This window comes from Micromonospora humida, from assembly GCF_016901255.1.
Taxonomy (GTDB): domain Bacteria; phylum Actinomycetota; class Actinomycetes; order Mycobacteriales; family Micromonosporaceae; genus Micromonospora; species Micromonospora wenchangensis.
Map to the genome: position 1 here is coordinate 129,345 of NZ_JAFEUC010000001.1, position 24,304 is coordinate 153,648.

A 24,304-nucleotide genomic window follows, 5' to 3' on the forward strand; every position below is an offset into this window, starting at 1 on the left:
CTCGACCACGGGGCCGGGCCGAGCGGGGCGGGAGGGACGCCGGTCAGCGGCGGCGGAGGTCCGACGTACCCCGCCGGCGGCGGGGCACCCGGACCGGCCGTCAGCGGTACGTGGCAGGCCGACCGCCCCGGCGACGGCCGGCGACGGTGGGAGAGGTGGGAGCGCGCGGCGGCGCGGGCTCGACGGTGATGCGGAAATCACCGACCGTGATCGGGTCGGCAGTGACGCTGTGCGTCATCGGGTCCTCCTCGGGTGTCCACGCCCTGGGGTTCTCCGACGGCCGAAGTATCCTGGCTCCCGGATCGACGCTCACCCCCGGCCTTCCAACCGTGCACGCACGGTCGTGACCCACGAGGGGGGATCGCTCCCCGGTGACAGTGGCGGGACCGCGTCGGAATCGCACCGACTTCCTTCACTGCCGTCAGGCCGCGAATGCTGCCACACTCCTCACCCCGAGGTCAACGGCGGCCACCGGCCCCGCGACGGCGCGGAACTGGGCGGCACGGAGCTGATCCGGGCGGCACGGCCCTGGTCGGTCGGGACACCTCTCTCGCACGCTGTCGAGCTGATGATGTCAACGACTCGGGACCGGCACGGCCGACCTGACCGGACGGTTGGCGCGCCGGGTAGGGCCCCCCGACACGCCGGGGCCGGGGCAGCCTGAGGGCGGCGGCCCCGGCCCGGTGCCGCGGGGCCGCCCCCTCCGGTGCCGCAGGCCCTCCGGTCACAGGCCCATCCGGTGCCGCGCCACCCCGGCCACCCCCGACCTGGCGGTACGGGTCGTCCCACCCGGCGGGGCCGATCCGTCGCCGTCATCAGCTCGAAAGGGCCCGCGACGACATACCCCCACACCCCTGCCCCGCAGTGGCAGGCGACCGGGGCGGCCGGCGGTCGCACCCGCCGCCGTGGCCGCACCCCCACGGACCCACATCCCACGGACCCACATCCCACGGGCCGACATCCCACGGGGGCCACCACCCCGCCACGCCGCACGCGCGGCTGCGGGGTCAGCGGAGGCGACGCTCGGGGTGGGCCCGGTTCCAGGCCCGCATCCGCTCCGGGTATCCGGTCTTCGCCGCCTCGTAGAGGGGCACCGCGTGCCGGTGGGCCAGCTTCGCCGCCGTACGTGGGGAGCCGGTACGGCGGCGGATCCACTCCCCGTCGTGCGCGATCGCCACCACCGTGGTGTCGGTGGCGGTCGTCTCGGGTTCGAGATAGAACTCCACCCCCCGGTGGGCGGCCACGAAGTCCGCCAGCGCGGTCAGGTCGTCCCGGGTGGCCTCCCGGTCGAGCTTCGTCGGGATGCCCTCGTCAGCCCGGGTCCGTCGGCTGAACCAGCCCATCTGCCCGTCCTCTCCTCGGCGTCCCTCCAGTGGAGCACCCCCACCTGGAAGGGCGCTGCGAACCCGGTGACAGCCGGCTGAGCGGCCCGTTCACCGCCGGTCGAGGGCGGCCAGTTCGTCGGGGGTGAGTCGCAGCGCGGCGGCCGCGACGTTCTCGGCGAGGTGGGCCGGGTCACCGGTGCCGGGGATGGCCAGTACGTGCGGGCCCTGGTGCAGCGTCCAGGCGAGGCGTACCTGCTGCGGGGTGGCGTCGTGGGCGCGGGCGACGGCGTGTACGGCCGCGCCGTGGTCGGTGCGGGCCCCGCCTTCGCGGTTGCCGCCGGTCAGGGAGAAGAACGGCACGTAGGCGATACCCCGGGCACCACACTCGCGGACCATGGCGTCCTGGTCGCCGCGGTTGTCCAGCGCGTAGTTGTTCTGCACGCAGACCACCGGGGCGATGGTCTGCGCCTCGTCGAGGTGGTCGAGGCGGACGTTGGACAGACCCAGGTGCCGGATCAGGCCGGCGTCGCGCAGCTCGGCCAGCGCGCCGAAGCGTTCGGCCACGGAGTCCGGCGCGGGCCGCTTGACGATCCGCAGGTTGACCAGGTCGAGGTGGTCGCGGCCGAGCCGGCGCAGGTTCTCCTCCACCTGGGCGCGCAGCTGCGCCGGGCTGGCCTCCTCGTGCAGGCCGGTCGTCGGGTCGTCCCGGAAGCCGACCTTGGTGGCGACGACCAGCCCTTCCGGGTACGGGGCGAGCGCGGCGCGGATCAGTTCGGTGGCGTACCTGGCGGGGCCGGTGCCGACCTTCAGGGTGCCGCCCGGCGAGACGTAGAACGCGGCGGTGTCGATGTGGTCGACCCCCAGTTCGACGGCCCGGCGCAGGACGCGCAGCGCCCGGTCCCGGTCGGGGTGGGCGGTGATCCGCATCGAGCCGAAGCCCATCCGGTGCACGGTGCGGTCACCCAGGGTCCAGCGGCCCGCCGCTGCGGCGGTGATCTCGGTTGGCATCCGGCGACCCTAGCCAGCGGCGGTGGCCCGGCGTAACGGCCGCGCACCCGATACCGGCCGGGGCCGACGACTGTTAGATTTTCTGTATCGGGCCGGCGGGTGTCTGCGGCGCGGCACCGGCCGGCGGACGGGTCGCCGGCACCAGGGCCAGGGTCGGAATCAGCAGCACCGGCACCACCAGCAGGGCGTGCAGGATGCCGACGTGGTCGCCGAGCAGACCCAGCAGCGGCGGGCTGGCCAGGAACGACGTGTAGCCGAGCACCGCGACGACGCTGACCCGGGCGGGGGCGCGTTCCTCGTCGTCGGCGGCGGCGCTCATCCCGACCGGGAAGCCGAGCGATGCGCCGAGTCCCCAGAGGACCACCCCGACGACGGCGAGCGGCCCGGAGCCGGCCAGCACCGCCAGCAGGGAGCCGGCGGCGGCCAGCAGGATCGTGCCGATCAGCACCGGTACCCGGCCCCAGCGGTCGATGGCCACGGTGCCGGCGGTCCGGCCGATGGTCATGCCGGCGACGAAGACCCCGAAGACGGCGGCCCCGGCGGCCTCGCTGACCCCGTAGCCGTCGACGAAGGCGACCGCCAGCCAGTCGTTGGCGCTGCCCTCGGTGAACGCCATCACCAGCACCAGCGCGCCGATGAGCAGGGTGCGCGGCTCCCGCCAGGCCGCGAGCAGACCACCCCGGCGGGCCGACGCGGCACCGTCGGCGGTGGAGGCGGGCAGGGCGGGCAGGAAGTTCCGCGCCCCGAGCAGGGTGCCGCCGAGCACCACCGCCGCCAGCACCGCCAGGTGCACGGTGATCGGCACCGCGAGCCGGGCCGCGCCCGCGCCGAGCCCGGCGCCGGCCACCGAGCCGAGGCTCCAAGCGGCGTGGAAGCGGGGCAGGATGGTGCGACCGAGCCGTTTCTCCACCGCCGCGCCCTCGACGTTCATGCCCACGTCGCAGGTGCCGGAGCCGTAGCCGAGGGCGAACAGGCCGACCGCGACGCCGGGCAGCGAGCCGAGCGGGGTGGCGATGCCCACCCCGGCCAGGCCGACCGCCACCAGCACGGTCGAGGCGACGACGGTGCGGGCCGGGCCGAGCCGCTGGGTCACCAGGCCGGCGGTGGTCAGCGCCAGCACCGCGCCCCCGGACATGGCCAGCAGCAGCAGTCCGAGCCGGCCGGCGCTGAGGCCGAGCGCGTCGCGGACCGCCGGGACCCGGGAGAACCAGGTCGCCACGGCGAGGCCGTTGAGGGCGAAGACCACCGCGACTCCGGTACGGGCGGCCCGTACCACCGGGGGTGGGACGGCTCGGTCATCGGTGGCGGTGTTCACGGCGCGCGGTCCTCTTCCCCTGGCGTGGCCCTTCCGGCCCGGCTTTCCCGGTGTGGTCGTTTTCCCGGCCCGGTGTGTCCCGTCCGGGCCCGACGTCCCACCGCTGATCTCACACCGCTTTCGTCACGGCCACAAGCGCGATGTGCCCCTTACCGCAGCGGCGCGGCCGAACGGAGATGGCGCGGCACCGTCATTATTGATCGATTAACTTCAATCAGTGGTGGGCACTGACGGTACGGGGGCACGCGCATCGTGGGGGATTCGTGAAGTTCGGCATACTCGGAACATTTGTGATACTTCCCGGGCAGAACTACTGCATCAATGCTCCCAAGCAACGCAATCTGATGGCGGTCCTGACGGTCAACGGAAATGTGCTCATTCCGGTGGAACGCCTGGCCCGGGAGGTGTGGACCGACGAACCACCCGCCTCGGCCGGCAATCTGATCCGGCAGTACGTCTTCCGCCTCCGGCGCAGTCTGCCCCCGTCGGTGGGGCGGTCCATCATCACCGGCCCGGGTGGATACAAACTGCGGTTGGCACGCGGCGACGTCGACAGCCACCTCTTCGACGCCAACGTGGTGCGCGGCCGGGCCGCCTTCGCGGCGGGCCGGCTCGACGACGCGGTCCGGTCCCTGTCCGAGGCGTTGGCCGCCTGGCGGGGGGACCCGCTCGCCGACGTCGACCCGTCCCCCTCGATCCTGGCCGAGAGCCGACGGCTCGGTGAACGGCGGCTGCTCGCCATCGAGCTGCGCGCCGACGCCTACCTGCGTCTCGGCTGGTACGACGAAGCCGTCGAGGAACTGGCCGCGCTGGTCACCCTCCACCCCGAGCGGGAACGGCTGCGCGACATGCAGATGCGGGCGCTGTGCCAGGTGGGCCGCCGGGCCGACGCCCTCGCGGTGTACCGCGACCTCCGTCAGACGCTTGCCGACGGCGTGGGCATCGAGCCGGGGCCGGCGTTGCAGCGGCTGCACCGGCGGGTGCTCGACGGCGACCCGGCGCTCAGCGAGCCGTCCGACGCCCGCCGGTCCGCCGCGGCCGGATGGTCGGGGGCGGCGTACCGGTGACGGGTCACCGGACCCGGTCGGGGCGCGCGGGCAGAAGGGTCGCCACGAGGGCGAGCGCCGCCACCGCCAGCCCCGCCCCGGTGACCACGGTGGCCGCGCCCCAGCGGGTCAGCAGGGGTGCCAGCACCATGCTGCCCACGGCGAACCCCCAACCGATCGCCGCGTACTGGAGGGAGAAGCCGGTGGCCCGGCGGTCGGGTGGCAGGACCCGTTCCAGGTGCAGCGACCGGGCCAGCACGGTCGGCCCCTCGAAGAACCCGGCGACGGCGTACAGCGTCAGCAGCGCGACGGCGTGCGGTCGCGCGACCACCGCGAACGCGACCACCAGGCCGAGCACCAGCAGGGCGACGTCGGCCTGCCGCTGGTGGCCGCCCGGCCAGCTCCGCAGGCTGTACAGGACGCTGCCGAGGCCGGTCCCGACCGCGTACGCGGCGAGGGCCAGCCCGGCGAGCGACGCCTGGCCACTGCCGGTGAACAGCGGCACCGCCGCCACCGTCAGCACCCCGAGCAGCACCCGCAGCGCGGCGGTCAACGCCAGGGTGCGGGCCAGCAGGCGCAGCACCGGCAGCACCCGGCTGCGCCCGGCGGCGGGCCGGGCCGCCGCCGGATCGGGCAGGCGCAGGGCCGCCCCCGCGGCGATCACGGCCGGCAGCGCGACCAGGCCCACACCGGCGGCGGGCGAGACGGCGGCGACCGTCACCCCGACCAGCACCGGTCCGAGCCCCCAGCAGACCTGGTTGAGCACCGTGTCCAGGGACAGCGCCCGGGGCAGCACGGCCGCGTCGACCAGGTGGGTGAGCATCGACCGCAGACCGCCCGGCGCGCCGGCCGGCACCGCACCGGCCAACGCGACGAGGACGACCAGCAGCGCCGTGCCGCCACCGGTGCCGACCACCACAGCGGCGGCCAGGAACAGCAGCGCCTCGGCGGCCAGGCACCCGGCCAGCACGCGACGCGGGTTCCACCTGTCGATCAGCGCCCCGGCGGCGGGTGCCGCGACCGCCTCGCCGATGGTGTGCGCGCCGACCAGTAGGCCGCTGAGCAGGTAGCCGTCGCTGAGCGCCCGACCGGCGAAGACCAGTGCCAGCGGGGCCATCGCCACCGGCAGCCGGGCCCCGAAGGTGGCGATTGCCCAGCCCATCCAGCCGGGCGACCGCAGGATCGCCCGCAAGGGCGTGCCGGCCCGACCCGAGAGGTCCACCCGCGACGTCGCCACCCGACCACCCCTCCCACCCGTCCACCGGGGACGAACAGTAGTCACCACCGACACGCTCGGTACCCCACCACCCACCCCCACCGCTCCACCGCCCCCACCCGCCCAACCCCCTCCCCGGCCCCGCCCCGCCCACGTGATCAACCCGCCCGGGTGATCAAGAGGTTTGCGTCAGGAATACCGTGGCCGGTGACGCGAACCTCTTGATCACCGCACGACGGCGCGGGCGGGGGTACGGGCGTCCCCGGGGGCCCGGCCGGGCTCCCGGGGACGGGTGGGCTAGCCGGTCGGGGGTGCCAGTCGGCGGAGGAAGGCGGCCCGGTCGACGATCCGACGCCGGTGGGAGCCGTGACCGAGCACCGTCCCGGTCGGACCGACCACGGTGAAGTCGACCTCGACGTCGCGGCCCGCCACGGTGAGGGCGACCCGGTAGGTGACCGGCTCACCACGACCGGCCGCCGCCGCGTGGGTCAGCGTCACGCCGACACCGACGGTCATCTCGCCGGACGACAACACCGGGGCGAGCACCTCCACGCAGGTCTGTTCCATCAGGCCCAGCATGGCCGGGGTGGACAGGACCATCAGGCCCTCGTTGCCCCACCGGGTCGCGCAGTCGTCCTCGCGGACCACCCGGGTCCGCTCCCCCTCGACCCGACGCCCCTGCCCCGCACCGGCAGCACCGGCCGGATCGGACGCGGCACCGGATGCGGCCACACCGCCGGAACCCGCCGGAAAAGTCACACCGCCGGAATCCGTCGGAACAGCCACACCGCCGGCCCCCGACGGAACGGCCACGCCGCCGGAACCCGCCGGAACGGCTACGGTGCCGGGGCCCGTCGGGGCGGTCACGCCGGCACCGCCGGCGCGTCGACCGGGGCGGCGTAGCGGCGTACCACGTCCTTGTAGATGTTCTTCTTCTGCATCTCCGTGGTGCCGCCGGCGATCCGGATGGCGACCGCGTCGCGCAGGTGCCGTTCGATGCCCCCGGCACGGTCGTAGCCGGCGTGCCCGAAGATCTGGACCAGTTCGACGGTGGACCGGACCGCGCCCTCGGAGGCGGCCAGCTTGGCGCAGGAGGCGAGCGCGCTGTAGGCGTCGTCGCCCCGGACCAGCGCGTCGGCGGCGGCGTAGGCGAGGTGCCGGGCCGACTCGATGGTGGTCCGGATGCCGACGACCTTGTCCTGGATGAACTCGTGCTCGCCGATGGGGACGCCGAACGCCCGGCGTTCGGCGCAGCGGCGCAGCACCACGGGGAGCAGTGCCTCCAGTTGGGCGGCGACCACGACGCCGTACATGAGCCGGTCGAAGGCCAGGAACGAGTAGAGGGTGGCGAGCCCGTCGCCGGGTGGCCCGACCACGTCCGCCGGGCCGACCGGCACCCCGTCCAGGATGATCGGCCCGGTGGGGCTGGTGCGCTGGCCGAGCAGGTCCTCGGCGACGCCGGTGTTGACGCCGGGCCGGTCGCGGTCCAGCACGAACAGGGTGATGTCCCGGGCGCCGATGCCGTCGAGCCGGCCGACGATCAGCAGGTGGTCGGCGACGGGCGCGTTGGTGATGTGCGCCTTGTGCCCGGTGAGCCGCCAGTCGTCGACGCCGTGCACGCGGGCCCGGGTGCCGACGGCGGCGACGTGGGAGCCACCGGCCGGTTCGGTGGCGGCGGTGGCGCCCACCGCGCCGCCGGCCAGCGCCGGGAGCAGCCGTCGACGCTGTTCGGGGGTGCCGTGTTCGCACAATACGTGCAGCAGGCCGGCGTGGGCGACGGCGGACAGTACGAAACCGGAGTCGTCCGCGCCCTGGGCGAGCCCTTCCAGCCCGGCCAGGAAGTCCCACAGGGTGCCCCCGTCGCCGCCGTACTCGCGGGGCAGGTGGGCGGTCCAGAAACCCTCGTCGGCCAGCGCCTGCCAGGACTTGGAGTCGAAGACCCCGGCGCGGTCACGCTCGGCGGTGCCGGGGGCCACGGTCGTCGCCGCGAAGCGGCGGAACCGCTCCCGGCGGGCGTGTTGCTCCGGTGTCCAGGTGATCTGCATCGTCGTGCCCTCTCAGCCGGCCTCGGTGATGTCGTGCAGGGTGAGCCGGACGGCGGCGGTGAAGGCCGCGACGTCATCCGGGGTGGTGCAGGTGGTGACGCAGCCCATGCCCCGGGGGGCGACGATCACGCCGTGGTTGAGCAGACCCAGGAAGAAGGCCTGCTGGCGGGCGGCGTCGACGGCGCGCACGTCGCGGAACACCTCGACCCGGCGCGGGCCGATGTGGATGTTGAACAGCGACCCGACGCCGGTGACGACGGCGTCGACCGGCGCACCGGCGAACACCCCGGTCAACTCGCGGCGCAGCAGGTCGCCGGTGCGGTTGAGCGCGTCGATGGTGGCGGCGTCGAGCTTGCCGAGGGTGACGATGCCGGCGGCGACGCTCAGCGCGTTGCCGGTGAACGTGCCGCCCTGGTAGAGCGCCGGGCCGCCGGAGCGGGAGTCGTAGACGTCGGTGCCGCCCTGGGGTTCGAGCAACCCCATGATGTCGGCCCGGCCGCCGTACGCGCCGATCGGCAGGCCACCACCGATGATCTTGCCCATGGTGGTCAGGTCGGGGGTGACGCCGTACGCCTGCTGCGCGCCGCCGTACGCCAGCCGCAGCGTGATCACCTCGTCGAAGACCAGCACGATGCCCAGTTCGTCGCAGGTGGCCCGCATCGCGGTCAGGTACGCGGCGGTGGCCGGGATCATCCCGCCGACGCCGAGCACCGGTTCGAGCACCAGCGCCGCCACCCGGTCGGCGTGGGCGCGCAGGATCTCCTGCGACGCGGCGACGTCGTTGAACGGCACCACCAGGGTCTCCCGGGTGCGGGAGGCGGGGATGCCGCGCATCTCCGGCACGGAGGCGGGCGACCGGACGTCGCCGGCGAGGTCGGCCGGTGGCCGTACGCTGATCATGACGTCGTCGGTGGTCCCGTGGTAGCCGCCCTCGGCCTTGGCGACCAGCGGGCGGCCGGTGTGGGCCCGCGCCAGGCGCAGCGCGAACATCACCGCCTCGGTGCCGGAGCCGGTGAACCGGACCCGTTCCAGGCTCGGCACCCGCGCCACCAGCAGCCCCGCCAGCTCGGCCTCCAGGGTGCGGGAGAACGAGTGCGAGGTGCCGTGCGGCAGCTGCTCCCGGATGGCGGCGGTGACGTCCGGGTCGGCGTAGCCCAGCGGCAGGCCGGTGTAGTTGGCCAGGAAGTCGCGGTAGGCGTTGCCGTCGACGTCCCAGACCGTGCCGCCGACCCCCCGGTCCAGGTAGACCGGGTACGGCGGCCAGGAGTTGAGGCTGCGGGTCGCCCCGGCCGGGATCATCGCGCCGGCCCGGGCGAAGTGTTCCTTCGAGCCGGGGGTGCGCTTGGCGTAGTCGGACAGGATGCTCATGCCGTTGGCTCCTCGTGGGTCGGCTGGCCGGCCGTGCCGCCGGGCCAGGTGATCAGGGCGCTTCCCCAGGTCATCCCCCCGCCGAAGGCGGCGAGCAGGACCCGGGCCCCGGGGCGGACCCGGCCGGCGTCGATCGCCGCGTCGAGGGTGACCGGCACGGACGCGGCGCCGGTGTTGCCGTAGTGGGTGCCGCTGATCGCCACCTGGTCGGCGACGAAGCCGAGTTCCTTGGTCACCTCGCGCAGCAGCCGCACGTTGGCCTGGTGCGGGACGAGCAGGTCGAGGTCGGCGACGGTCAGTCCGCAGGCGGCGGTGGCGTCGGCGACGAGTTCCGGCAGCTTGCGTTCGGCGAACGCGCGTACCGCCCGGCCGTCCATCGTGAAGTAGTGCCCGCCGTGGGCGACGGTGGCGGTGCTGGCCGGGGCGCGGCTGCCGCCGGCGGGGATCCGGACCAGGTCGTGCTGCCGGCCGTCGCTGCCCAGCCGGGTGTAGGCGATGCCGGCGGCGTCGGCTGAGCGGCCCAGCACCACCGCGCCCGCGCCGTCGCCGAAGAGCACCGAGGTGCGCCGGTCGGTGTAGTCGAGGATGCGCGAGTAGGTGTCCGCGCCGATCACCACGGCGTACCGGATGGCCGGGTCGCACCGCATGATCTTGTGGGCGACGTCCAGGGCGTAGAGGAAGCCGGTGCAGACGGCGTCCAGGTCCATCGCGTACGCGCCCCACGCGCCGAGGTTGGCCTGCACCCGGCAGGCGGTGGCGGGCAGCGGCAGGTCCGGGGTCGAGGTGCCCAGGATGATCAGGCCGACGTCGGCGGGGTCGACGCCGGCCCGGTCGAGGGCCTGCCGCGCGGCGTGGGTGGCCAGGTCGGAGGTGGCCTCGCCGGGGGCGGCGGCGCGCCGTTCGTGTACCCCGGTCCGGTCGACGATCCAGTCGGCCGTGACGCCGAGCGCCGCGGCCAGCGACGCGTTGGTCACCACCTGCTCGGGTAGGCAGGCACCGGTGGCGAGGATGCCCGGCGTCGCACCCGGGGTGGGGGTGCGGACGACGGCGGCGAGGGGGCGGGCAGGGGGCCGTCGTGGGTCGTGACGGCGGGGTTCGGTCGGGCTTGCCTGTTCGGCGTCGGCATGCATGTCCCCAGGCTGCGGCCGGCGTGTTCAGCACCCGTCGCCGCCGAGATTTAACGCAGATCTAGCGGACGCGGAAATAGGGTTTCCGCGATCATCCACAATGGTCGGTAATGGATGCCGACCCTCCAGGATATCGACCGCCGGACCATATCCGTGCCGGCCGGACCGATAAGCGGATCGGTAAGATCGGAGACAGCCATCTGACCGATCGCCGACTGCCCGGTGTGAAGTGGATCACACACAATATGCCCATGAATACCGGACGCGGGCGCGGCAGGGTGGCCCGACTCACGGTGTGTCTGGCCCTGCTGACCCTGCTGGCCGGATGCATGCAGCTCAACCTGGGGCTGACCGTCAACGCCGACGACACCGTCGACGGTCAACTCCTGCTCACCGCGGAGAAGTCCGTACTCAGCAGCCGCAACAAGAACCTCGCGGTCGCCTACGCCGAACTGCGGGAGAACATCCCCGCCCTGCCCGCCGGCGAGGAGACCGTCTACGAGGACGAGCGTTTCTACGGCGCGCAGATCACTTATCGGCACACCCCGCTGAAAAACTTCACGAGCGAGAGCGTGAAGCTCGTCCGCGACGGTGATCTCTACCGGTTCAGCCTGCCACTCGACCCCAAAAAGTACGGCGGGAAGGTGGCCGAACAGAATCCCCAGAACCAGCAGACGTTCCTGCAGCTCATGTCGTTCGAGATCTCGGTGACCTTTCCCGGCCGGGTGATCGATTCCAACGGCACGCTCACCGGCCGCTCGGTCACCTGGAAGGTCATCGCCAACCAGCCGAAACCGGCCGAGCTGCGGGCGATCGCCGAGGCCCCGCCGCACCCCACCCCGTCGGCCAGCCCCGCCGCCGCGAGCGGCCCGGACGACCCGGGTGGTTTCCCGTGGCTGCCGGTGTCCGTGGCGGTCCTCGTCCTGCTCCTGCTGGCCGGCGGGGTCACCGCCGTCCTGCTGCGCCGCCGGGGCGGCACCGCCGCCACCCCGGCCGCCCCCGCCCGTCCCGCACCATCCGAAGGGGGATCGCCGTGAACGATCTCTTCACCTGGGCCGCCCTCGGCACCGTGGCCGGTGCCAGCGCCGCCACCCTGCTCACCGCCAACGTCATCGGTGGCCTGCTCGGCCCGGACAACGACAAGGCCCGCAAATGGATCGCCCTGGGCGTGGCGCTGCTCCTGTCGTACGCCACCGCGGCGTTCGCCACCGACGCGGGCGGCGAGAAGTGGCTGATCGCGTTCTTCAACGGGCTGGTCATCTTCTCCGCCGCGCTGGGCGTCAACCAGCTACCGTCCGGCAACCGGCAGCCCACCCGGGCCACCCCCGGCCAGCTCGCCCAGGGGCGCGAGCCCCGCTTCGTCCGCTCCTGGGTCTGAGGAGGCGTGCCATGGTCTACGGAATCGTCAGCGCCGCCGTCCACGTCCTGTGCGGGGCGGCGCTCGGGGTGACCACCGGTGGCCCGGTGGGCCTGCTGGTCGGCGCGGTCGTCGGCCTGCTGATCGGGGTCCCGTTCGGCTGGTCGGTCGCCGCCGCCCGGGTGTACGGCCCGGACGCCCGGGGCGTGGCCCTGTTCGTGATCGACCACACCTGGAGCCTGCCGAACACCGCCGCCGGGGCGCTCTACCTCGCCCTGCACCTCGTCGTCGGCCACTCGCTGGACCGGCCCACCTCGCAGCACAGCTGCCGGGTCAGCCTGGTCGAGGGGGTGTCCCCGCGGTACGCCACCACCATCGGCACGGTCTGCGCCGGTGCCGGCCCCGGCATCCAACGCCACGAGGACGTGCACATCCTCCAGGCCCGGCTGCTCGGCCCGCTCTACCTGCCGCTGGTGGCGCTCAACTACGTGCTGTTCACCGTCGCCCCGGTGTGGCTGCTCTGGCACGACCACGCCAACGCACCGATCAACCGGTTCACCAGGTACTTCGAGATCGGCGTCTACCCGCACGTGTGGAACGAGGCCATCGCGTACCGCATCCAGGGGACGCCGCCGCGATGACCGGCGACGGGCCGGGACCGGTCGAGGCGGCCACCGCCGAGCTGGCCGCCTGGCTGGCCGGGGCGGCCGGCGAGGACGTCCCGGTCGGCCCGCCCGCCGACGGGGGCGTCGGGCTGACCCTGTGGCCGCTGGCCCTGCGGCCGGCCCGGCAGACCCGGGGCACCGGGACGCCCGCGCCGTACCGGTTCACGATCCGCTACCTGGTCGCCGCAGCCGGCCCGGCCGCGCTGGCCGGGCTGGACCGGGTGCTGACCGCCGCCGCCACGGCCGGCGAACCGGAACTGGTGCTGGAGGCCGGTGACCCGGCGTTGTGGGTGACGCTGGGCGTCGCCCCCCGGCCGGCGCTGCTGGTCGACGTGCCGGCCCAGGTGACGTCCACGCCGCCGGTCGCGCCGCCGGTGCTGCATCCGCTGCGGCTGCGCCGGCTGGACCTGCGTGACCTCGTCGGCCGGGTGGTCGGCCCGCAGCAGCAACCCCTGGCGGCGCTGCGGGTGGAACTGGTCGGCACCCCGTACGCCACCCACACCGACGCGGGCGGGCGGTTCCGGCTCGCCGGTGTCCCGCACGACCCGGAACACCCCGACCAGCCGGTCCGGCTGCGCCTGGTCGGCCGGGGCCGCACCCTCACCGCCGAGGTCGACCCGGCCGACGCGGACATCGTCATCGTCTGCGAACCCCCGGCCCGCTGAGCCGGACCGGCCGTACAGGAGGACCGATGCCCCACTACTTCTCCCCCGGCATCTACGTCGAGGAGGTGCCCAGCGCCGCCCGGCCGATCGGGCCGGTCGGGATGGCCGTCGCCGCGTTCGTCGGGGTCGCGCCGAACCGCACCGCCCACGTCGACCGGGCGCTGGCCGTCACCAGCTGGTCGGAGTTCCTCCGGCTGTACGCCGACGGCGACGACCTGGAGAGCACCCCGCTGGCCCGGGCGGTCTTCGGCTTCCTCGACAACGGCGGCAGCCGCTGCTGGGTGGTCAACGTCGGCGCCGACGGGCAGCTCACCGGCACCGGGCAGCGGCGCACCGGGCTGCAACTGGTGGAGGCGATCGACGAGGTGGCCATCCTCGCCGCGCCCGGCTTCCACGACCCGGTGTCGCACGAGGCGCTGCTGAGCATGGCCGAGCGGCTGCGCACCATGGTGGCGATCTGCGACCCGCCGCCCGGCATCGAGGACATCTCGACGCTGACCCGGGTGGCCACCCCCGCGCGCCCCGGCAAGGCCGGCGACGGCAAGCCCGCCGACGGCAAGGCCGGCGAGCCGGCCGACCCCGACACCGGCACCGCCCACCGGGCCCGGCAGTCCGACTACGCCACCTACTACTTCCCCTGGCTGCGGGTGCGTGACCCGCTCACCGGCGAGCTGGTGCTCACCCCGCCGAGCGGGCACATGGCGGGCATCTGGGCCCGCACCGACGGGTTGCGCGGCGTCCACAAGGCCCCCGCCAACGAGCCGGTACGCGGCGCGGTCGACCTGGAGTACCTGGTCACCCGCTCGGAACACGACGTGCTCAACCCCAAGGGGGTCAACGTCATCAGGTACTTCGCCGGGGAGGGCATCCGGGTGTGGGGGGCCCGCACCCTGGCCGCCGAGGCCAGCGAGTGGCGCTACCTCAACGTCCGCAGGTTGTCGATCTCCATCGAGCAGGCCATCGCGGGCGGCACCCGGTGGATGGTGTTCGAACCCAACGACTACTCGCTGTGGCGCTCCATCCGCCGCGACATCGGCGCGTTCCTGACCCGGGTGTGGCGTGACGGGGCGCTGCTGGGGCGTACCCCGGAGGAGGCGTTCTTCGTCAAGTGCGACGAGGAGACCAACCCGGTCGACGTCCGCGACGCCGGGATGGTGGTCGCGCACATCGGCATCGCGGTGGTCAAGCCGGCGGAGTTCGTGGTGTTCAAGCTGAGCCAGTGGGCCGGCGGCACCGAGACCGAGACGATCGGAGGCTGACATGCCGACCACGGCCACGCCACAGCCGGGCGCCCCGGTCGACCCGTACCGGGCGTACAACTTCAAACTGCTCATCAACGGCGTCACCAACGGGCACTTCACCGAGGTCAGCGGCCTGGAGCTGACCATCGGCCGGCTGGCCTACCGGGAGGCCGGCAACGACCGGATCCGGTCGGTACCGGGGCAGGTCGACTATGCGCCGGTGACCCTGCACTTCGGACTGACCCCGTCCCGCGAGCTGTGGGACTGGGTGCACAGCGCGGCGACCGGGACGGTGAGCCGCCGTAACGTGTCGGTGGTGCTGCTGGACGCCGCCGGCACCGCCGAGGTGCTGCGCTGGAACCTGATCAACGCGTGGCCGATGCGGTGGCGCGGCGCACACCTGCACACCCTGTCCCAGGAGATCGCCATCGTGGCGCTGACGCTGGCGTACGAGGGGCTGGAGTTGGAGGACGGCAGTGCCGCGGCGTCCACGACCGCGTGACTGGCTGGCCACCCGGCTGCGGGCCGCCGCCGACGCGGTGGCCCCCGTCCCGGCCGTCCCACCGGCCGACCCGGCCATGCCGGTCACCGACCCCGCCGCGCGGTGGGCCGGGCCGGTCCCGGCGTCGCGCGGGCCGGTGCAGCCGCCGGAGCACTGGCTGCGGACGGTCGCCGCGCACGCCCCCGGCCTGCTGCACGACCTGGTCAGGCCGGCCGCCGACACCCCGCCGGGTCCGCCGCCGGCCGCCGGCCCGCCGCCCGCATCCCACCCGGGGGTACGCGGACAGTCCACCCCGGCGTCCGCCGAGTCCCCGGCCTACCCGCCCGCCCCCGGTAGCCCCGCCGACGACCGGTACCCCGCACACCCGTCGGTCCCGGTGCCACCACCCGCCCCCACCCCGCCGACCGGGCCGTGGGGGTCGTCGCCGACACCGACCCCGGTGGCCGGCACCCTTCTCCCCCGACCAGCCGGCCCGGCCGACCACTCCCCGACCGACGCCCCGACCGACGGATCGGCGGGTCACCGCACGCGCCCGACCTCGGCACCCGGCCCGGACCCGGCGACGGCGTACCCGCCCTCGGCACACCGCCCGGACCGGTCGGGGACCCATCGCCCGGACCCGGCGACGGCGGTCCGCCCCGACTCGGGAGCACCGCCCGGTCCGGTGGCGGCGCGTCCCGGTCCGCTGTGGACGATCGGTGCCGGGCTCGGGTGGCTGCTGCGACCGGGCCGGCGACGGACCAGCCCACGCCGCCCTCCGACAACCGGGACCGGCCCGGAACCCACGACGGAGACCGGTGCGGAGTCGGCGACGGGAACCGGCCCGGCGGTGGTGGCGGGGATCAGCCCCCGTTCGGGGGCGCGACGTGCCCCGGAGGCGGCGGTCGTGTCCGGGGCGCAAGCACCTGACTCACCCGGGTGGGTGGGGCACCGTCCCTCCTCCGACGCCGACCGGGCCCCGGGCACGCCCCCACCGGCCGGCACGCGGCACCAGGCGTCCGACGTACCGCCGCAGTCCCCCGGCCGGGCGGACCTCGTCCCGCCGGGGAGGCCGGACCGCGACGACCCCGGTCGACCGGTCCGGTCGGCGGGCCTGGAGCACCGGACGGCCGCCGGAACCGGTGCCGGGCGACGGCCGACCGACGGCCGACCGACCTCAGCGCTGTTAGGCCCGGCGTCGGCGACCGGCACCGGCGCGGCAACCGGCGACCGGGCCGGCGGGGACGGCACCGGTGGGGCGGGCGGCCCGGTCACGGGCGGCGGCCGGCACGGCGGAACCCGGCCGGGCACCGGCGGCGGCGCACCGGCGCGTGGCAGCCCCGCCCGGCGGATCGCCGCGACCCACTGGCCGGACGACGACCCACCCCCGGCCGGCGACCCGTGGCCGATGCTGCCCGACGCCGGCACGACCGGGGCGGGAGCGGCAAGACCGCACGGGTCGGGACCGGTGGGGACCGACCCGTGGCCGGCGCTGCCCGACGACGGGGCGTGGCGACGGCCGACGGGCACCGCCCGCGACGACGCCCGGTACGCCCGGCTCGACGCCGAACAGCGGGGGTACTGATGGAACGGGTCGCCTTCCTGGTCGACGAGTCCGGCGTCCGCGTCGACTGCCTGCTCAATCCGCAGACCGTGCAGGTCACCCGGGTCGCCGGGGTACGACCGCGGGGCAGCGCCGAGGGTCGGCTCACCGGGATCGGGCTGGCCGACGACCCGCTGGCCTTCACCGGTGGCGGGCGTACCGAACTGGTGCTGGACCTGCTCTTCGACACCGACCTGGTGGAGGGGCCGAACCGACCCGGGGACGTGCGCACCCTCACCCGGCCGCTGTGGATGCTGGCCGAGAACTCCGCCGTGGCGCACGGCTGGCAGCGCCCGCCGCTGGTCCGGCTGGTCTGGGGCAAGACGTGGAACGTGCCCGGGGTGGTGGTGGCCGTCGCCGAACGGTTCGACGTGTTCACCCGTACCGGCTCGCCCCGCCGCTCGTGGCTGCGGATGAAGCTGTTGCGGGTGGCCGAGTCGGCCGACGAGGCGCAGCAGGGCTTCGCCGAGGAGTTGGCCGCCGCCACCGCGCCCGGGACGCCCCCGGGGCAGGCGGTGGTGGCGGCCGGGGACGGTGCGGCCACGCCCGGCTACTCCGGGGTCCGGTTCGACCTGCTCGCCCACGACGCGCTCGGCTCGCCGCTGCGCTGGCGGCTGCTCGCCGAGCACAACCGGATCACCGACCCGTTCGCCGTGCCGGCCGGCACCGCCCTCGCGGTGCCCCCGCCCACCGTGCCGCCGCAGCCCGCCGGGGCGTCGCCGGTGGAAGTCGCGGGCGGGACCGGCCCGGAGCAGGCCGGCGGGGGTGTGCGGTGAGTGCCCGCCCGTCGGTGTTCCTCGACGGCGTGCCGCTGGGCGGGGCGGCGGACCGGCGGATCCGGTCGGTCCGGGTCGCCGCCCGCCTCGACCAGCCCACCCAGTGCGAGGTGGTGTACGCCGCCGACCCGGGCCCGGCCGCGCGGGGTCCCGGTCCCGGCCCGGCGGTGCCGACCGGCGCGACGCTCGACGTCAGGCTCGGCGACGACCTGCTGTTCACCGGTGAGGTCACCTGCGTCGAGGTGGAGTACGCCGCCGACGGCACCGCCCTGTCCCGCTGGCGCGGCTACGACCTGCTGCACCGGCTGCGCAAGCGGCAGCAGCTACGGGTCTTCGAGGCGGTCACCGCCGCCGACCTGGCCCGGGAGCTGTGCGGCGCGGTGGGGCTCGACGTCGACGCCGAGGTCGACGGCCCCCGGCTGGACCGGCTGCTCCAGCACCGGCACAGCGACCTGGAGCTGCTGCGGGAGGTGGCCGGCCGGGCCGGTCTGCACCTGGCCGTCGACGGTGACCGGGTGCGGCTGGTCAGCCTGGACGGTCACGGCGACCCGGTGCCGCTGACCCTGGGCCGGACGCTGCACTCGGTGCGGTTGGCCGCCAACCTGGACCGGGCCGCCGGGGGCAGCGCCGCGCTGGGCTGGCACCCGCAGCGGGCCGAGCCGCTCGGCCACCGGGTCGACGCGGCGCGCAGCGGCCGGCGGGTGCCGTTGCGTCCGGACCCGGCGGCGGTCGGCGCGGACGGCGTGCGGACCGTCCTGGACCAGCCGGGCCGCAGCGACGACGAGTTGGCCGCGCTCGCCCAGGCCGGCCTGGACGACCGGACGGCCGCGCTGGTCACCGCCGAGGGCGTCGCCGAGGGTGACCCGGCGTTGCGTCCCGGCCGTCGGGTCGCGCTGGCCGGGGTGGCCGACGACCTGGCCGGGGTGTACGTCCTCACCGAGGTGGTGCACACCGTCGACGCCAGCGGCCACCTCACCCGGTTCGCCACCGCCCCGCCGCCCTCCCCGCCGCGCGTCGCGGCCGGCGGGGCGGTGGTCACCCTCGGGGTGGTCACCGCCGTCGACGACCCGGAGCGGCTCGGCCGGGTCCGGGTGCGGCTGCCCGGGTACGGCGACCTGGACGCCGGCTGGCTGGCGGTGCTCTGCCCGGGGGCGGGCCGGGACAAGGGAATCGTGGCGCTGCCCGACCCGGACGACACGGTGCTGCTGGCCCTGCCGGGCGGTGACCCGGTCGCCGGGGTGGTGCTGGGTTCGCTGTTCGGCACCGTCACCCCGTACGACGCGGGGGTGGCCGACGGGCGCGCGGGCCGCTGGTCGGTGCGGACCGGCAGCGGTCAGACCATCGTGGTCGACGACGCGGCGCGGACGCTGCGGCTGGCCACCGACGCCGGCAGTTTCCTGGAGCTGACCCCCGATTTGACCACTCTGCACGCCGCGACCGACCTGGTGCTGTCCGCGCCGGGCCGGGCGCTGGTGGTGCGGGCCCGCAGCGTCGACTTCCTGCACGCCGACGCGACCGAGGACGAGGCGACCGCCCGCCGGCAGGCCGGCACGCTCGCCCGCGCCCACTCCGGAGGTGCCTGATGCGCTGGATCACCCTCGACTCGCTGATCGCCTGCGACCACGACGGCCGGGTCACCAACCGGGCGTCGCAGGGCTGGCTGACCGTCGCCGGGACGCCGGTGCTGGTCGACGACGACCCGGTGGGGCGGGACATCGTGGCCTGCCCCAACTACGGGCCGACGGTCAAACCGTGCACGAAGACCCTCGCGGTGCGGGTCGGCTACAGCGACTGGCTGCGGGTCGACGGGCACCGGATCGTCCTGTCGCACCTGGCCGGGTTCACCGACGGCACCCCGCCGAACCTGGTCCGGCACACCGTGCACGACGCCCGGCAGCGCCTGGTGGAGGCGGACCGATGAGGGCGTTGCGGTTCGTCGGGGCCGGCTTCGACGCCGGCCGCGCCGGTGGCCTGGCGACGACCGCGACCGGCGGGCTCGCCGTGACCGACGGCGACGAGACGGTACGCCAGGCGTTGTACCTGCTGCTGTCCACCACGCCGGGTGAGCGGCTGATGCGCCCCGGGTACGGCTCCCGGCTGCACCGGCTGGTGTTCGCGCCGAACGACGACACCACCGCCGGGCTGGCCATCCACTACGTGCGGCAGGCGATCCGCCGGTGGGAGCCCCGGATCGAGGTGATCGACGTGGACGCCGGCCCCGATCCGGACGACCCGTGGCGGCTGGTGATCCGGTTGGACTACCGGGTGCGGGCCAGCCTCTCCCCCGGTCAGCTGGTGCTCTCCGTCGACCTGCTCCCCGCCGACGCCGACCCGCCCCCGCACCGGGCCGCCGGTCGGTCGACCGGCGGCCGGGTCGAGGGGGACCGGTCATGACGCTGCCCGTGCCGCACCTCGACGACCGCACCTTCCTCGATCTGGTCACCGAGGCCCGGGAGCGCATCCGGCAGTCCTGCCCCGGCTGGACCGACCTGTCCGCGCACGATCCGGGCATCGCCCTGGTGGAGGCGTTCGCGCACCTCACCGAAGTGATGATCTTCCGGCTGAACCAGTTGCCGGAGAAGGCGTACGTGCAGTTCCTGAACCTGCTCGGGGTCACCCGGCACGCGCCGACGGCGGCCTGGGCCAACGTGCGGTTCGTCCGGACCGGCGGTGACCGGGCGGCGGTGCGGATCCCGGCGGGAACCCGGGTCGCGGCGGCCCGGGGCGTCGACCCGAGGCCCGTCGTCTTCGTCACCACCGAGCCGGCACTGCTGCCCGCGGACGCCGACGAGGTGACCGTCCGGATGCACCACTGTGAACCGGTCGAGGCGGAGCTACTGGGCGTCGGCACCGGCCAGCCGGGGCAGGCGCTGCGGGCCGCCCGGGCGCCGCTTACGCGTACCGCCGAGGCACGGGACCTGCTGCTCGGGGTGGAGGTGCCGGCCGGGTCGGTGGAGCTGGGCGCGGTGGCCCGGGAACACGACGGCGCCACGTACGAGGTGTGGCGGCCGGTGGACAGCTTCGCCGGGGTCGGCCCGCAGGCCAAGGTCTACCTGGTGGACCGCTGCTCGGGGCTGGTCACCTTCGCCCCGGCGCTGGACCTGCGCCCGCCCGACGCCGACCCGCCCGGCCCGAGACCGGCCGACGTGGGACCGGCCGGCGCGCGGGCGGGCGGCGGGCCGGTCACCGTCGCGGCGGTGCCGCCGGCCGGGGCCCGGGTGCGGCTGTGGTACCGGGCCGGCGGTGGCCGGGCCGGCAACGTCGCCGCCGGCACCCTGACCACCCTGCGGGACCCGCTGCCCGGGGTACGGGCGGAGAACCCGGAACCGGCAGCTGGCGGACGCGAGCTGGAAAGCCTCGACTCGGCGCTGGTGCGGGGCCCGTACGAGTTCTTCGCCCAGCAACGGGCGGTCACCGCCCGGGACTTCGAGATCCTCGCCGCCGGCTCCGGCGGGGTGTCCCGGGCGCGGGCGTTCACCCGGGCCGCCGTCTACAGTTTCGCCCGCCCCGGCGAGGTCGAGGTGGTGCTGGTGCCGTACGTGCCGCCGGAGGCCCGCCCGGGTGGCCGGCTGCCGGTGGCGGTGCTGCGCGCGCACGAGGTGGCGGAGTCCCGCCGCCGGGTGGAGGCGGACCTGGACCGACGGCGGGCGTTGGGCACGAGCTGCCGGGCCGGCTGGGCCCGGTACAAGGCGGTGTCGATCCGGGCCCGGGTGGTGGTCCGGCCGGAGGAGGACGTCGAGGCGGTCCGGCGGCGCATCCACGACCGGCTGCACCAGACGCTCAGCCCGCTGCCCACCGCGCTGAACCCGACCGGCTGGGCGTTCGGCGAGCCGCTGCGCGCGTCCAACGTGTACCGGATGCTGGAGCACGCCGAGCCGGGGGTGCGCTACGTCGAGTCGGTCCGGTTCGTGGTGGACGAGGCCCCCGACGCGCAGGTCCGCGCCGTCGCCGTCGACCAGTACCAGCCCGGCACCTGGTACGCCGGCCGGGGCCCGGTGCTGTTCCGCTCGTCCAACGCGGGGGTGGGCTGGGAACCGGCGGGCCGGTTCGACGACGACGAGACGGTGGTGCGGGTCGCCCCCGCCCCGGCAACGGTGCGTCCCGGGGTGCTGGCCCGACCCGGCGCGGTGGCCGTGGTGACCACCCGGGCGGCGGGCGGCTCCCGGGTGCACCTGAGCACCGATCTCGGTGAGACCTGGTCCCCGCTGACCGGACTGGACTCGCGGATCACCGACCTGGCCTGGATCGACCGGGACGGTGCGGGCGCGCTGCTGCTGGCCACCGACACCGGCCTGTACGAGGTGTCCCTGCTGCCCGGAGCGGTGCCGTTGCAGATCCTGGTCGACCCGGCCGACGCCGACCGGGGCTTCTACGCCGTCCGGTCGTTCGTCTCGGAGCGCGGTGCGCCGGGGGTGGCGGTCGCGGCGCAGGCGGGTTTCGGGGTGTACCTGTCCACCGCCGGTGGCCGCCCCGGCAGCTTCACCCACGTCGGGCTGGCCAATGTGGACAACCGGGTCCTCGCCGTGCAGTACGACGGCCCGGCCACGCTGCTCTGGGCGGGCGCGGGTGAACCGGACCCGAAGAAACCGGGGCAGGGCTGCCACCGTACCCGGCTGTTCGAGTCCGACGTGAAGTGGCAGCAGGTGCAGGCCGGCTGGGTCGGCGGGACCTGCCGGGACCTCGCCTTCGTCGGCACCCTGGCGGTGGCCGCCACGCAGAGCGGCGGGGTGGTCCGCCTCGACACCCTGGCCGCGCAGCCGCAGTGGCAGCCGGTGGTGGTCAACTGCGGCCTGCCGCTGCGGGACCGGACCCGGTTCGTGCCGGTGGACGCGATCGCCGGCAGCGCCACCGGGACGGGCGGGAACGGCCGGCTGATCCTGGCCGGCGGCGAACGCGGGGTGTACCGCAGCGGCGACGCCGTCGACTGGACGGCCAGCGCCAACCAGGCCACCGCCGACGTGGTGACCGTCCCCGACACCTGGCTGCTCTGCTCCGGCGAGCACGACATCGAGGTGGTGGGCCACGATGCGCCGAGCGGCGATTGAGCGGCTGCTGCCGGCCGCCTACCAGCGGGCCGCCGGGCCGGGCAGCGTCCTGGCCGCCCTGCTGGACGTGATGGAGACGCTGCACGCCCCGGACGAGGCGCTGCTCGCCGACGTGGACGTGCTGTTCGACCCGTACCGCACGCCGGCCGGGTTCGCCGGCTACCTGACCCGCTGGGTGGCGATGGACCACGTGCTCGGCCCGCCCCGGCCGGACGCCCCGCCGCCGCTGCCCGTGGGCCGGCTGCGGGACCTGGTCGCGCACGGCGCGCTGCTGGCCCGCTGGCGGGGCACCCCGTACGGGATGCGGACCGCGCTGGAACTGGCCACCGGGGTCACCGGGTTCGTCCTCGACGAGCCGGCCGACCGGCCGTTCCACCTGGTCGTCCGGGTGCCGGCGGCGGCGGCCGGGCTGCTGACCGTGGTGACCCGGATCGTCGCTGCGGAGAAACCGGCGGCGGTGACCGCCGAGGTCGTCCTCGCCGACGCCCCACCCGCCGGGGACCGTCCCGCCGACGGTGGGCCGGTGTCGTACGGGCCGGCGGTCGGCCGCGCCACCGTGCCCGCCCCGGGCCCTCCTCCCCCGCCCGGACCATCGCCTGAGGAGCCGTCATGACCACCGAATGGGCCGTCGCCGCCGCCGCCGAGCAGTTCACCCTCGACCCGGCCAACCGGGGCGAGCTGACCTTCACCGTCTCCAACCCCGGCGGCGCGCCGGACACCGTGGTCTTCGACGTCGCGCCGGGCGAGGGCAGCCAACGGGCCTGGTTCACGGTGGCCGAGCCGCAGCGGGTGGTGCCGGGGCAGAACTCCGTGTCGTTCCTGGTCCGGCTGGCGGTGCCGGCCGGCACCCCACCCCGGCGGTACGACATGACCGGCTTCGCCTACTCGGCGAACACCGCGCCGGAGGAGAGTTCCCGCGCCAGCGGCCGGGTGACGTACGAGGTCACCGGGGTCGCCCCGCCCCGGCGGGCCCCGTGGCCGTGGATCGCGGCGGCGGTGGCGCTGGTGGTGCTGGTCGGCGCGGTGGTCGGTTACCTGCTCAGCCGCCCCGACGCCGCCCCACCACCGGCCGCCGCCCGGGTGGTCACCGTGGAGGCGGAGTCCCTGCTCGCCGGGGCGAGGACGGAGTCACCGGCGGGTGCCGCGGTGAAGGTGGTGGAACAGCCGGACTGCTGCGGGCTGGCCTTCTCCGGTGGCCGGCAACTGTTCCTGCAGGGGCTGGCGGTGGGTGACCGGGTCAGCCTCACCGTCACCCTGCCGGCGGACGCCACCTGGTCGTTCGCCGCGTCCCGCACCACCGCGCCGGACTACGCCAACACCATCTGGCAGGTCGACGGGGTGCAGGTGGGCGGCACCTTCCTCGGCTTCTCGAAGCAGCCGGCGCTGCGTGACGTCGAGTACGTCGGCACGGTCCGGCTCGGTCGGGGCCCGCACACCCTCACCCTGGTCGCCGTCGGCCGGACCCAGGGCACCGAGCGGTACTTCGCCGGGGTGGACCTGGTCCGGTTCACCGAGCTGCCCGCGTCGACGGGCCGGCCGTGAGCGGCCGGCGGAAGCTGCTGCTGGTGGCGGTCGCCGTGCTGCTGGTCGCCGCGTTCGTCGGCGCGCTCGGGGTGGGCCACGCCGGTCGCGGTGACCCGGCCGACGCCGGCGCGCTGGGCTGGCTGGGCCGGCTCGGTGGCGACGGCACCACCGTGGACCCGGCGACGGTGCGGGCGGACTGCGACCGTACCGGGGACGTGCTCTCCTTCGTCGGCGGCTGTGTGCTGTGGGTGGACGATCCCGGCGGGCTGCGCACCCTGGTGCTGCGCAGCCGGGTGGCCTTCGCGGTCACCGCACCCGCGCCCGGCGACGCCGACCTGACCGTACGCGACGACGTCACGCCCGGCGACGGGGGCGACGCCGTCGCGACGATCGCCGTCGACCGGGCCACCGAGGTCGGCCTGGGCTGCCCGGGAGGTGTCGGGTGCACCGTCACCATCGCCACCTCGTGACCGGGCGCCGGTCGGTGCCCCGGGTCG

At 75.3% G+C, this 24,304-nt stretch carries 24 protein-coding genes and 1 riboswitch; of the genes, 16 read left to right on the forward strand and 8 right to left on the reverse strand.

Going from position 1 to position 24,304, the window contains the following annotated elements:
* Positions 1-283: 283 nt before the first annotated feature.
* A riboswitch (cobalamin riboswitch) is annotated at positions 284-413 on the reverse strand.
* Between the two features lie 594 nt (positions 414-1,007).
* The 3 genes from JQX11_RS00580 to JQX11_RS00590 form a co-directional block, all read right to left on the reverse strand.
* Complete coding sequence (locus tag JQX11_RS00580) at positions 1,008-1,343, reverse strand: hypothetical protein (RefSeq protein WP_088646738.1); 336 nt, start codon at positions 1,341-1,343, stop codon at positions 1,008-1,010.
* 90 nt (positions 1,344-1,433) lie between these two features.
* Positions 1,434-2,333 carry an aldo/keto reductase gene (locus JQX11_RS00585; RefSeq protein WP_204922948.1) on the reverse strand — a complete coding sequence of 300 codons (900 nt, stop codon included), beginning with the start codon at positions 2,331-2,333 and terminating at the stop codon, positions 1,434-1,436.
* Between the two features lie 73 nt (positions 2,334-2,406).
* Positions 2,407-3,648 carry an MFS transporter gene (locus tag JQX11_RS00590; protein WP_204922949.1) on the reverse strand — a complete coding sequence of 414 codons (1,242 nt, stop codon included), beginning with the start codon at positions 3,646-3,648 and terminating at the stop codon, positions 2,407-2,409.
* Between the two features lie 290 nt (positions 3,649-3,938).
* Between JQX11_RS00590 and JQX11_RS00595 the strand changes: the two genes are divergently transcribed.
* Positions 3,939-4,715, forward strand: a complete 777-nt coding sequence (locus JQX11_RS00595; protein ID WP_307825995.1) for an AfsR/SARP family transcriptional regulator — start codon at positions 3,939-3,941, stop codon at positions 4,713-4,715.
* Positions 4,716-4,719: 4 nt separating this feature from the next.
* On the opposite strand, the gene JQX11_RS00600 is transcribed toward JQX11_RS00595, so the two are convergent.
* From JQX11_RS00600 to JQX11_RS00620, 5 genes are all read right to left on the reverse strand, one after another.
* A complete protein-coding gene (locus tag JQX11_RS00600) occupies positions 4,720-5,931 on the reverse strand; it encodes an MFS transporter (RefSeq protein ID WP_204922951.1) in 1,212 nt (403 codons plus the stop codon).
* Positions 5,932-6,207: 276 nt separating this feature from the next.
* Positions 6,208-6,642, reverse strand: a complete 435-nt coding sequence (locus tag JQX11_RS00605) for a thioesterase family protein (RefSeq protein WP_204922952.1) — start codon at positions 6,640-6,642, stop codon at positions 6,208-6,210.
* A 131-nt stretch (positions 6,643-6,773) separates the two neighbouring features.
* Positions 6,774-7,955, reverse strand: coding sequence for an acyl-CoA dehydrogenase family protein (locus tag JQX11_RS00610; RefSeq protein WP_204922953.1), 1,182 nt, complete (start codon positions 7,953-7,955; stop codon positions 6,774-6,776).
* A 12-nt stretch (positions 7,956-7,967) separates the two neighbouring features.
* Entirely contained in the window at positions 7,968-9,323 is a 1,356-nt protein-coding gene (locus JQX11_RS00615; RefSeq protein WP_204922954.1) for an aspartate aminotransferase family protein, read from the reverse strand.
* Positions 9,320-10,453, reverse strand: a complete 1,134-nt coding sequence (locus tag JQX11_RS00620) for a 3-oxoacyl-ACP synthase III family protein (protein WP_204922955.1) — start codon at positions 10,451-10,453, stop codon at positions 9,320-9,322. Before JQX11_RS00620 ends, JQX11_RS00615 begins: the two co-directional genes overlap by 4 nt.
* Positions 10,454-10,701: 248 nt before the next feature.
* Between JQX11_RS00620 and JQX11_RS00625 the strand changes: the two genes are divergently transcribed.
* Genes JQX11_RS00625 through JQX11_RS00695 form a run of 15 tightly spaced genes read left to right on the forward strand, consistent with a single transcriptional unit; the run spans position 10,702 to position 24,277 of the window.
* Positions 10,702-11,487, forward strand: coding sequence for an LppM family (lipo)protein (locus JQX11_RS00625; RefSeq protein WP_232376983.1), 786 nt, complete (start codon positions 10,702-10,704; stop codon positions 11,485-11,487).
* Positions 11,484-11,828 (forward strand): hypothetical protein, encoded by a 345-nt coding sequence (locus tag JQX11_RS00630; RefSeq protein WP_088646730.1) that lies wholly within the window; start codon positions 11,484-11,486, stop codon positions 11,826-11,828. The genes JQX11_RS00625 and JQX11_RS00630 overlap by 4 nt, the downstream gene beginning before the upstream one ends.
* Positions 11,829-11,839: 11 nt before the next feature.
* Positions 11,840-12,448: a glycine zipper family protein gene (locus JQX11_RS00635; RefSeq protein WP_204922956.1), complete on the forward strand. Its 609-nt coding sequence runs from the start codon at positions 11,840-11,842 to the stop codon at positions 12,446-12,448.
* Positions 12,445-13,137, forward strand: a complete 693-nt coding sequence (locus tag JQX11_RS00640) for a carboxypeptidase regulatory-like domain-containing protein (RefSeq protein WP_204922957.1) — start codon at positions 12,445-12,447, stop codon at positions 13,135-13,137. The genes JQX11_RS00635 and JQX11_RS00640 overlap by 4 nt, the downstream gene beginning before the upstream one ends.
* A gap of 26 nt (positions 13,138-13,163) precedes the next feature.
* A complete protein-coding gene (locus JQX11_RS00645) occupies positions 13,164-14,396 on the forward strand; it encodes a phage tail sheath family protein (RefSeq protein WP_204922958.1) in 1,233 nt (410 codons plus the stop codon).
* Between the two features lies 1 nt (position 14,397).
* Positions 14,398-14,880 carry a phage tail protein gene (locus tag JQX11_RS00650; protein WP_204922959.1) on the forward strand — a complete coding sequence of 161 codons (483 nt, stop codon included), beginning with the start codon at positions 14,398-14,400 and terminating at the stop codon, positions 14,878-14,880.
* On the forward strand, positions 14,855-16,444 hold the full coding sequence (locus JQX11_RS00655) for a hypothetical protein (protein WP_204922960.1): 1,590 nt from the start codon (positions 14,855-14,857) through the stop codon (positions 16,442-16,444). Before JQX11_RS00650 ends, JQX11_RS00655 begins: the two co-directional genes overlap by 26 nt.
* Complete coding sequence (locus JQX11_RS00660; RefSeq protein ID WP_232376984.1) at positions 16,444-17,238, forward strand: CIS tube protein; 795 nt, start codon at positions 16,444-16,446, stop codon at positions 17,236-17,238. The genes JQX11_RS00655 and JQX11_RS00660 overlap by 1 nt, the downstream gene beginning before the upstream one ends.
* Positions 17,235-18,821 (forward strand): phage baseplate assembly protein V, encoded by a 1,587-nt coding sequence (locus JQX11_RS00665; protein WP_204922961.1) that lies wholly within the window; start codon positions 17,235-17,237, stop codon positions 18,819-18,821. The genes JQX11_RS00660 and JQX11_RS00665 overlap by 4 nt, the downstream gene beginning before the upstream one ends.
* Positions 18,821-19,159, forward strand: a complete 339-nt coding sequence (locus JQX11_RS00670; RefSeq protein ID WP_204922962.1) for a hypothetical protein — start codon at positions 18,821-18,823, stop codon at positions 19,157-19,159. Before JQX11_RS00665 ends, JQX11_RS00670 begins: the two co-directional genes overlap by 1 nt.
* The gene (locus JQX11_RS00675; protein WP_204922963.1) at positions 19,156-19,632 is read left to right on the forward strand and encodes a GPW/gp25 family protein; all 477 of its coding nucleotides are present in this window, start codon (positions 19,156-19,158) and stop codon (positions 19,630-19,632) included. Before JQX11_RS00670 ends, JQX11_RS00675 begins: the two co-directional genes overlap by 4 nt.
* Complete coding sequence (locus JQX11_RS00680; RefSeq protein ID WP_204922964.1) at positions 19,629-22,283, forward strand: putative baseplate assembly protein; 2,655 nt, start codon at positions 19,629-19,631, stop codon at positions 22,281-22,283. The genes JQX11_RS00675 and JQX11_RS00680 overlap by 4 nt, the downstream gene beginning before the upstream one ends.
* A complete protein-coding gene (locus tag JQX11_RS00685; RefSeq protein WP_204922965.1) occupies positions 22,264-22,896 on the forward strand; it encodes a phage tail protein in 633 nt (210 codons plus the stop codon). The genes JQX11_RS00680 and JQX11_RS00685 overlap by 20 nt, the downstream gene beginning before the upstream one ends.
* On the forward strand, positions 22,893-23,825 hold the full coding sequence (locus JQX11_RS00690) for a hypothetical protein (protein WP_204922966.1): 933 nt from the start codon (positions 22,893-22,895) through the stop codon (positions 23,823-23,825). Before JQX11_RS00685 ends, JQX11_RS00690 begins: the two co-directional genes overlap by 4 nt.
* Positions 23,822-24,277, forward strand: coding sequence for a hypothetical protein (locus tag JQX11_RS00695; RefSeq protein WP_204922967.1), 456 nt, complete (start codon positions 23,822-23,824; stop codon positions 24,275-24,277). The genes JQX11_RS00690 and JQX11_RS00695 overlap by 4 nt, the downstream gene beginning before the upstream one ends.
* Positions 24,278-24,304: the final 27 nt, after the last annotated feature.

Excerpts from the sequence above, each read along its gene's own strand:
- JQX11_RS00580 (WP_088646738.1), bottom strand. The coding sequence starts at position 1,343 with ATGGGCTGGTTCAGCCGACGGACCCGGGCTGACGAGGGCATCCCGACG.
- JQX11_RS00585 (WP_204922948.1), bottom strand. The coding sequence starts at position 2,333 with ATGCCAACCGAGATCACCGCCGCAGCGGCGGGCCGCTGGACCCTGGGT.
- JQX11_RS00610 (WP_204922953.1), bottom strand. The coding sequence starts at position 7,955 with ATGCAGATCACCTGGACACCGGAGCAACACGCCCGCCGGGAGCGGTTC.
- JQX11_RS00615 (WP_204922954.1), bottom strand. The coding sequence starts at position 9,323 with ATGAGCATCCTGTCCGACTACGCCAAGCGCACCCCCGGCTCGAAGGAA.
- JQX11_RS00620 (WP_204922955.1), bottom strand. The coding sequence starts at position 10,453 with ATGCATGCCGACGCCGAACAGGCAAGCCCGACCGAACCCCGCCGTCAC.
- JQX11_RS00625 (WP_232376983.1), top strand. The coding sequence starts at position 10,702 with ATGAATACCGGACGCGGGCGCGGCAGGGTGGCCCGACTCACGGTGTGT.
- JQX11_RS00635 (WP_204922956.1), top strand. The coding sequence starts at position 11,840 with ATGGTCTACGGAATCGTCAGCGCCGCCGTCCACGTCCTGTGCGGGGCG.
- JQX11_RS00640 (WP_204922957.1), top strand. The coding sequence starts at position 12,445 with ATGACCGGCGACGGGCCGGGACCGGTCGAGGCGGCCACCGCCGAGCTG.
- JQX11_RS00645 (WP_204922958.1), top strand. The coding sequence starts at position 13,164 with ATGCCCCACTACTTCTCCCCCGGCATCTACGTCGAGGAGGTGCCCAGC.
- JQX11_RS00650 (WP_204922959.1), top strand. The coding sequence starts at position 14,398 with ATGCCGACCACGGCCACGCCACAGCCGGGCGCCCCGGTCGACCCGTAC.
- JQX11_RS00660 (WP_232376984.1), top strand. The coding sequence starts at position 16,444 with ATGGAACGGGTCGCCTTCCTGGTCGACGAGTCCGGCGTCCGCGTCGAC.
- JQX11_RS00670 (WP_204922962.1), top strand. The coding sequence starts at position 18,821 with ATGCGCTGGATCACCCTCGACTCGCTGATCGCCTGCGACCACGACGGC.
- JQX11_RS00675 (WP_204922963.1), top strand. The coding sequence starts at position 19,156 with ATGAGGGCGTTGCGGTTCGTCGGGGCCGGCTTCGACGCCGGCCGCGCC.
- JQX11_RS00680 (WP_204922964.1), top strand. The coding sequence starts at position 19,629 with ATGACGCTGCCCGTGCCGCACCTCGACGACCGCACCTTCCTCGATCTG.
- JQX11_RS00685 (WP_204922965.1), top strand. The coding sequence starts at position 22,264 with ATGCGCCGAGCGGCGATTGAGCGGCTGCTGCCGGCCGCCTACCAGCGG.
- JQX11_RS00690 (WP_204922966.1), top strand. The coding sequence starts at position 22,893 with ATGACCACCGAATGGGCCGTCGCCGCCGCCGCCGAGCAGTTCACCCTC.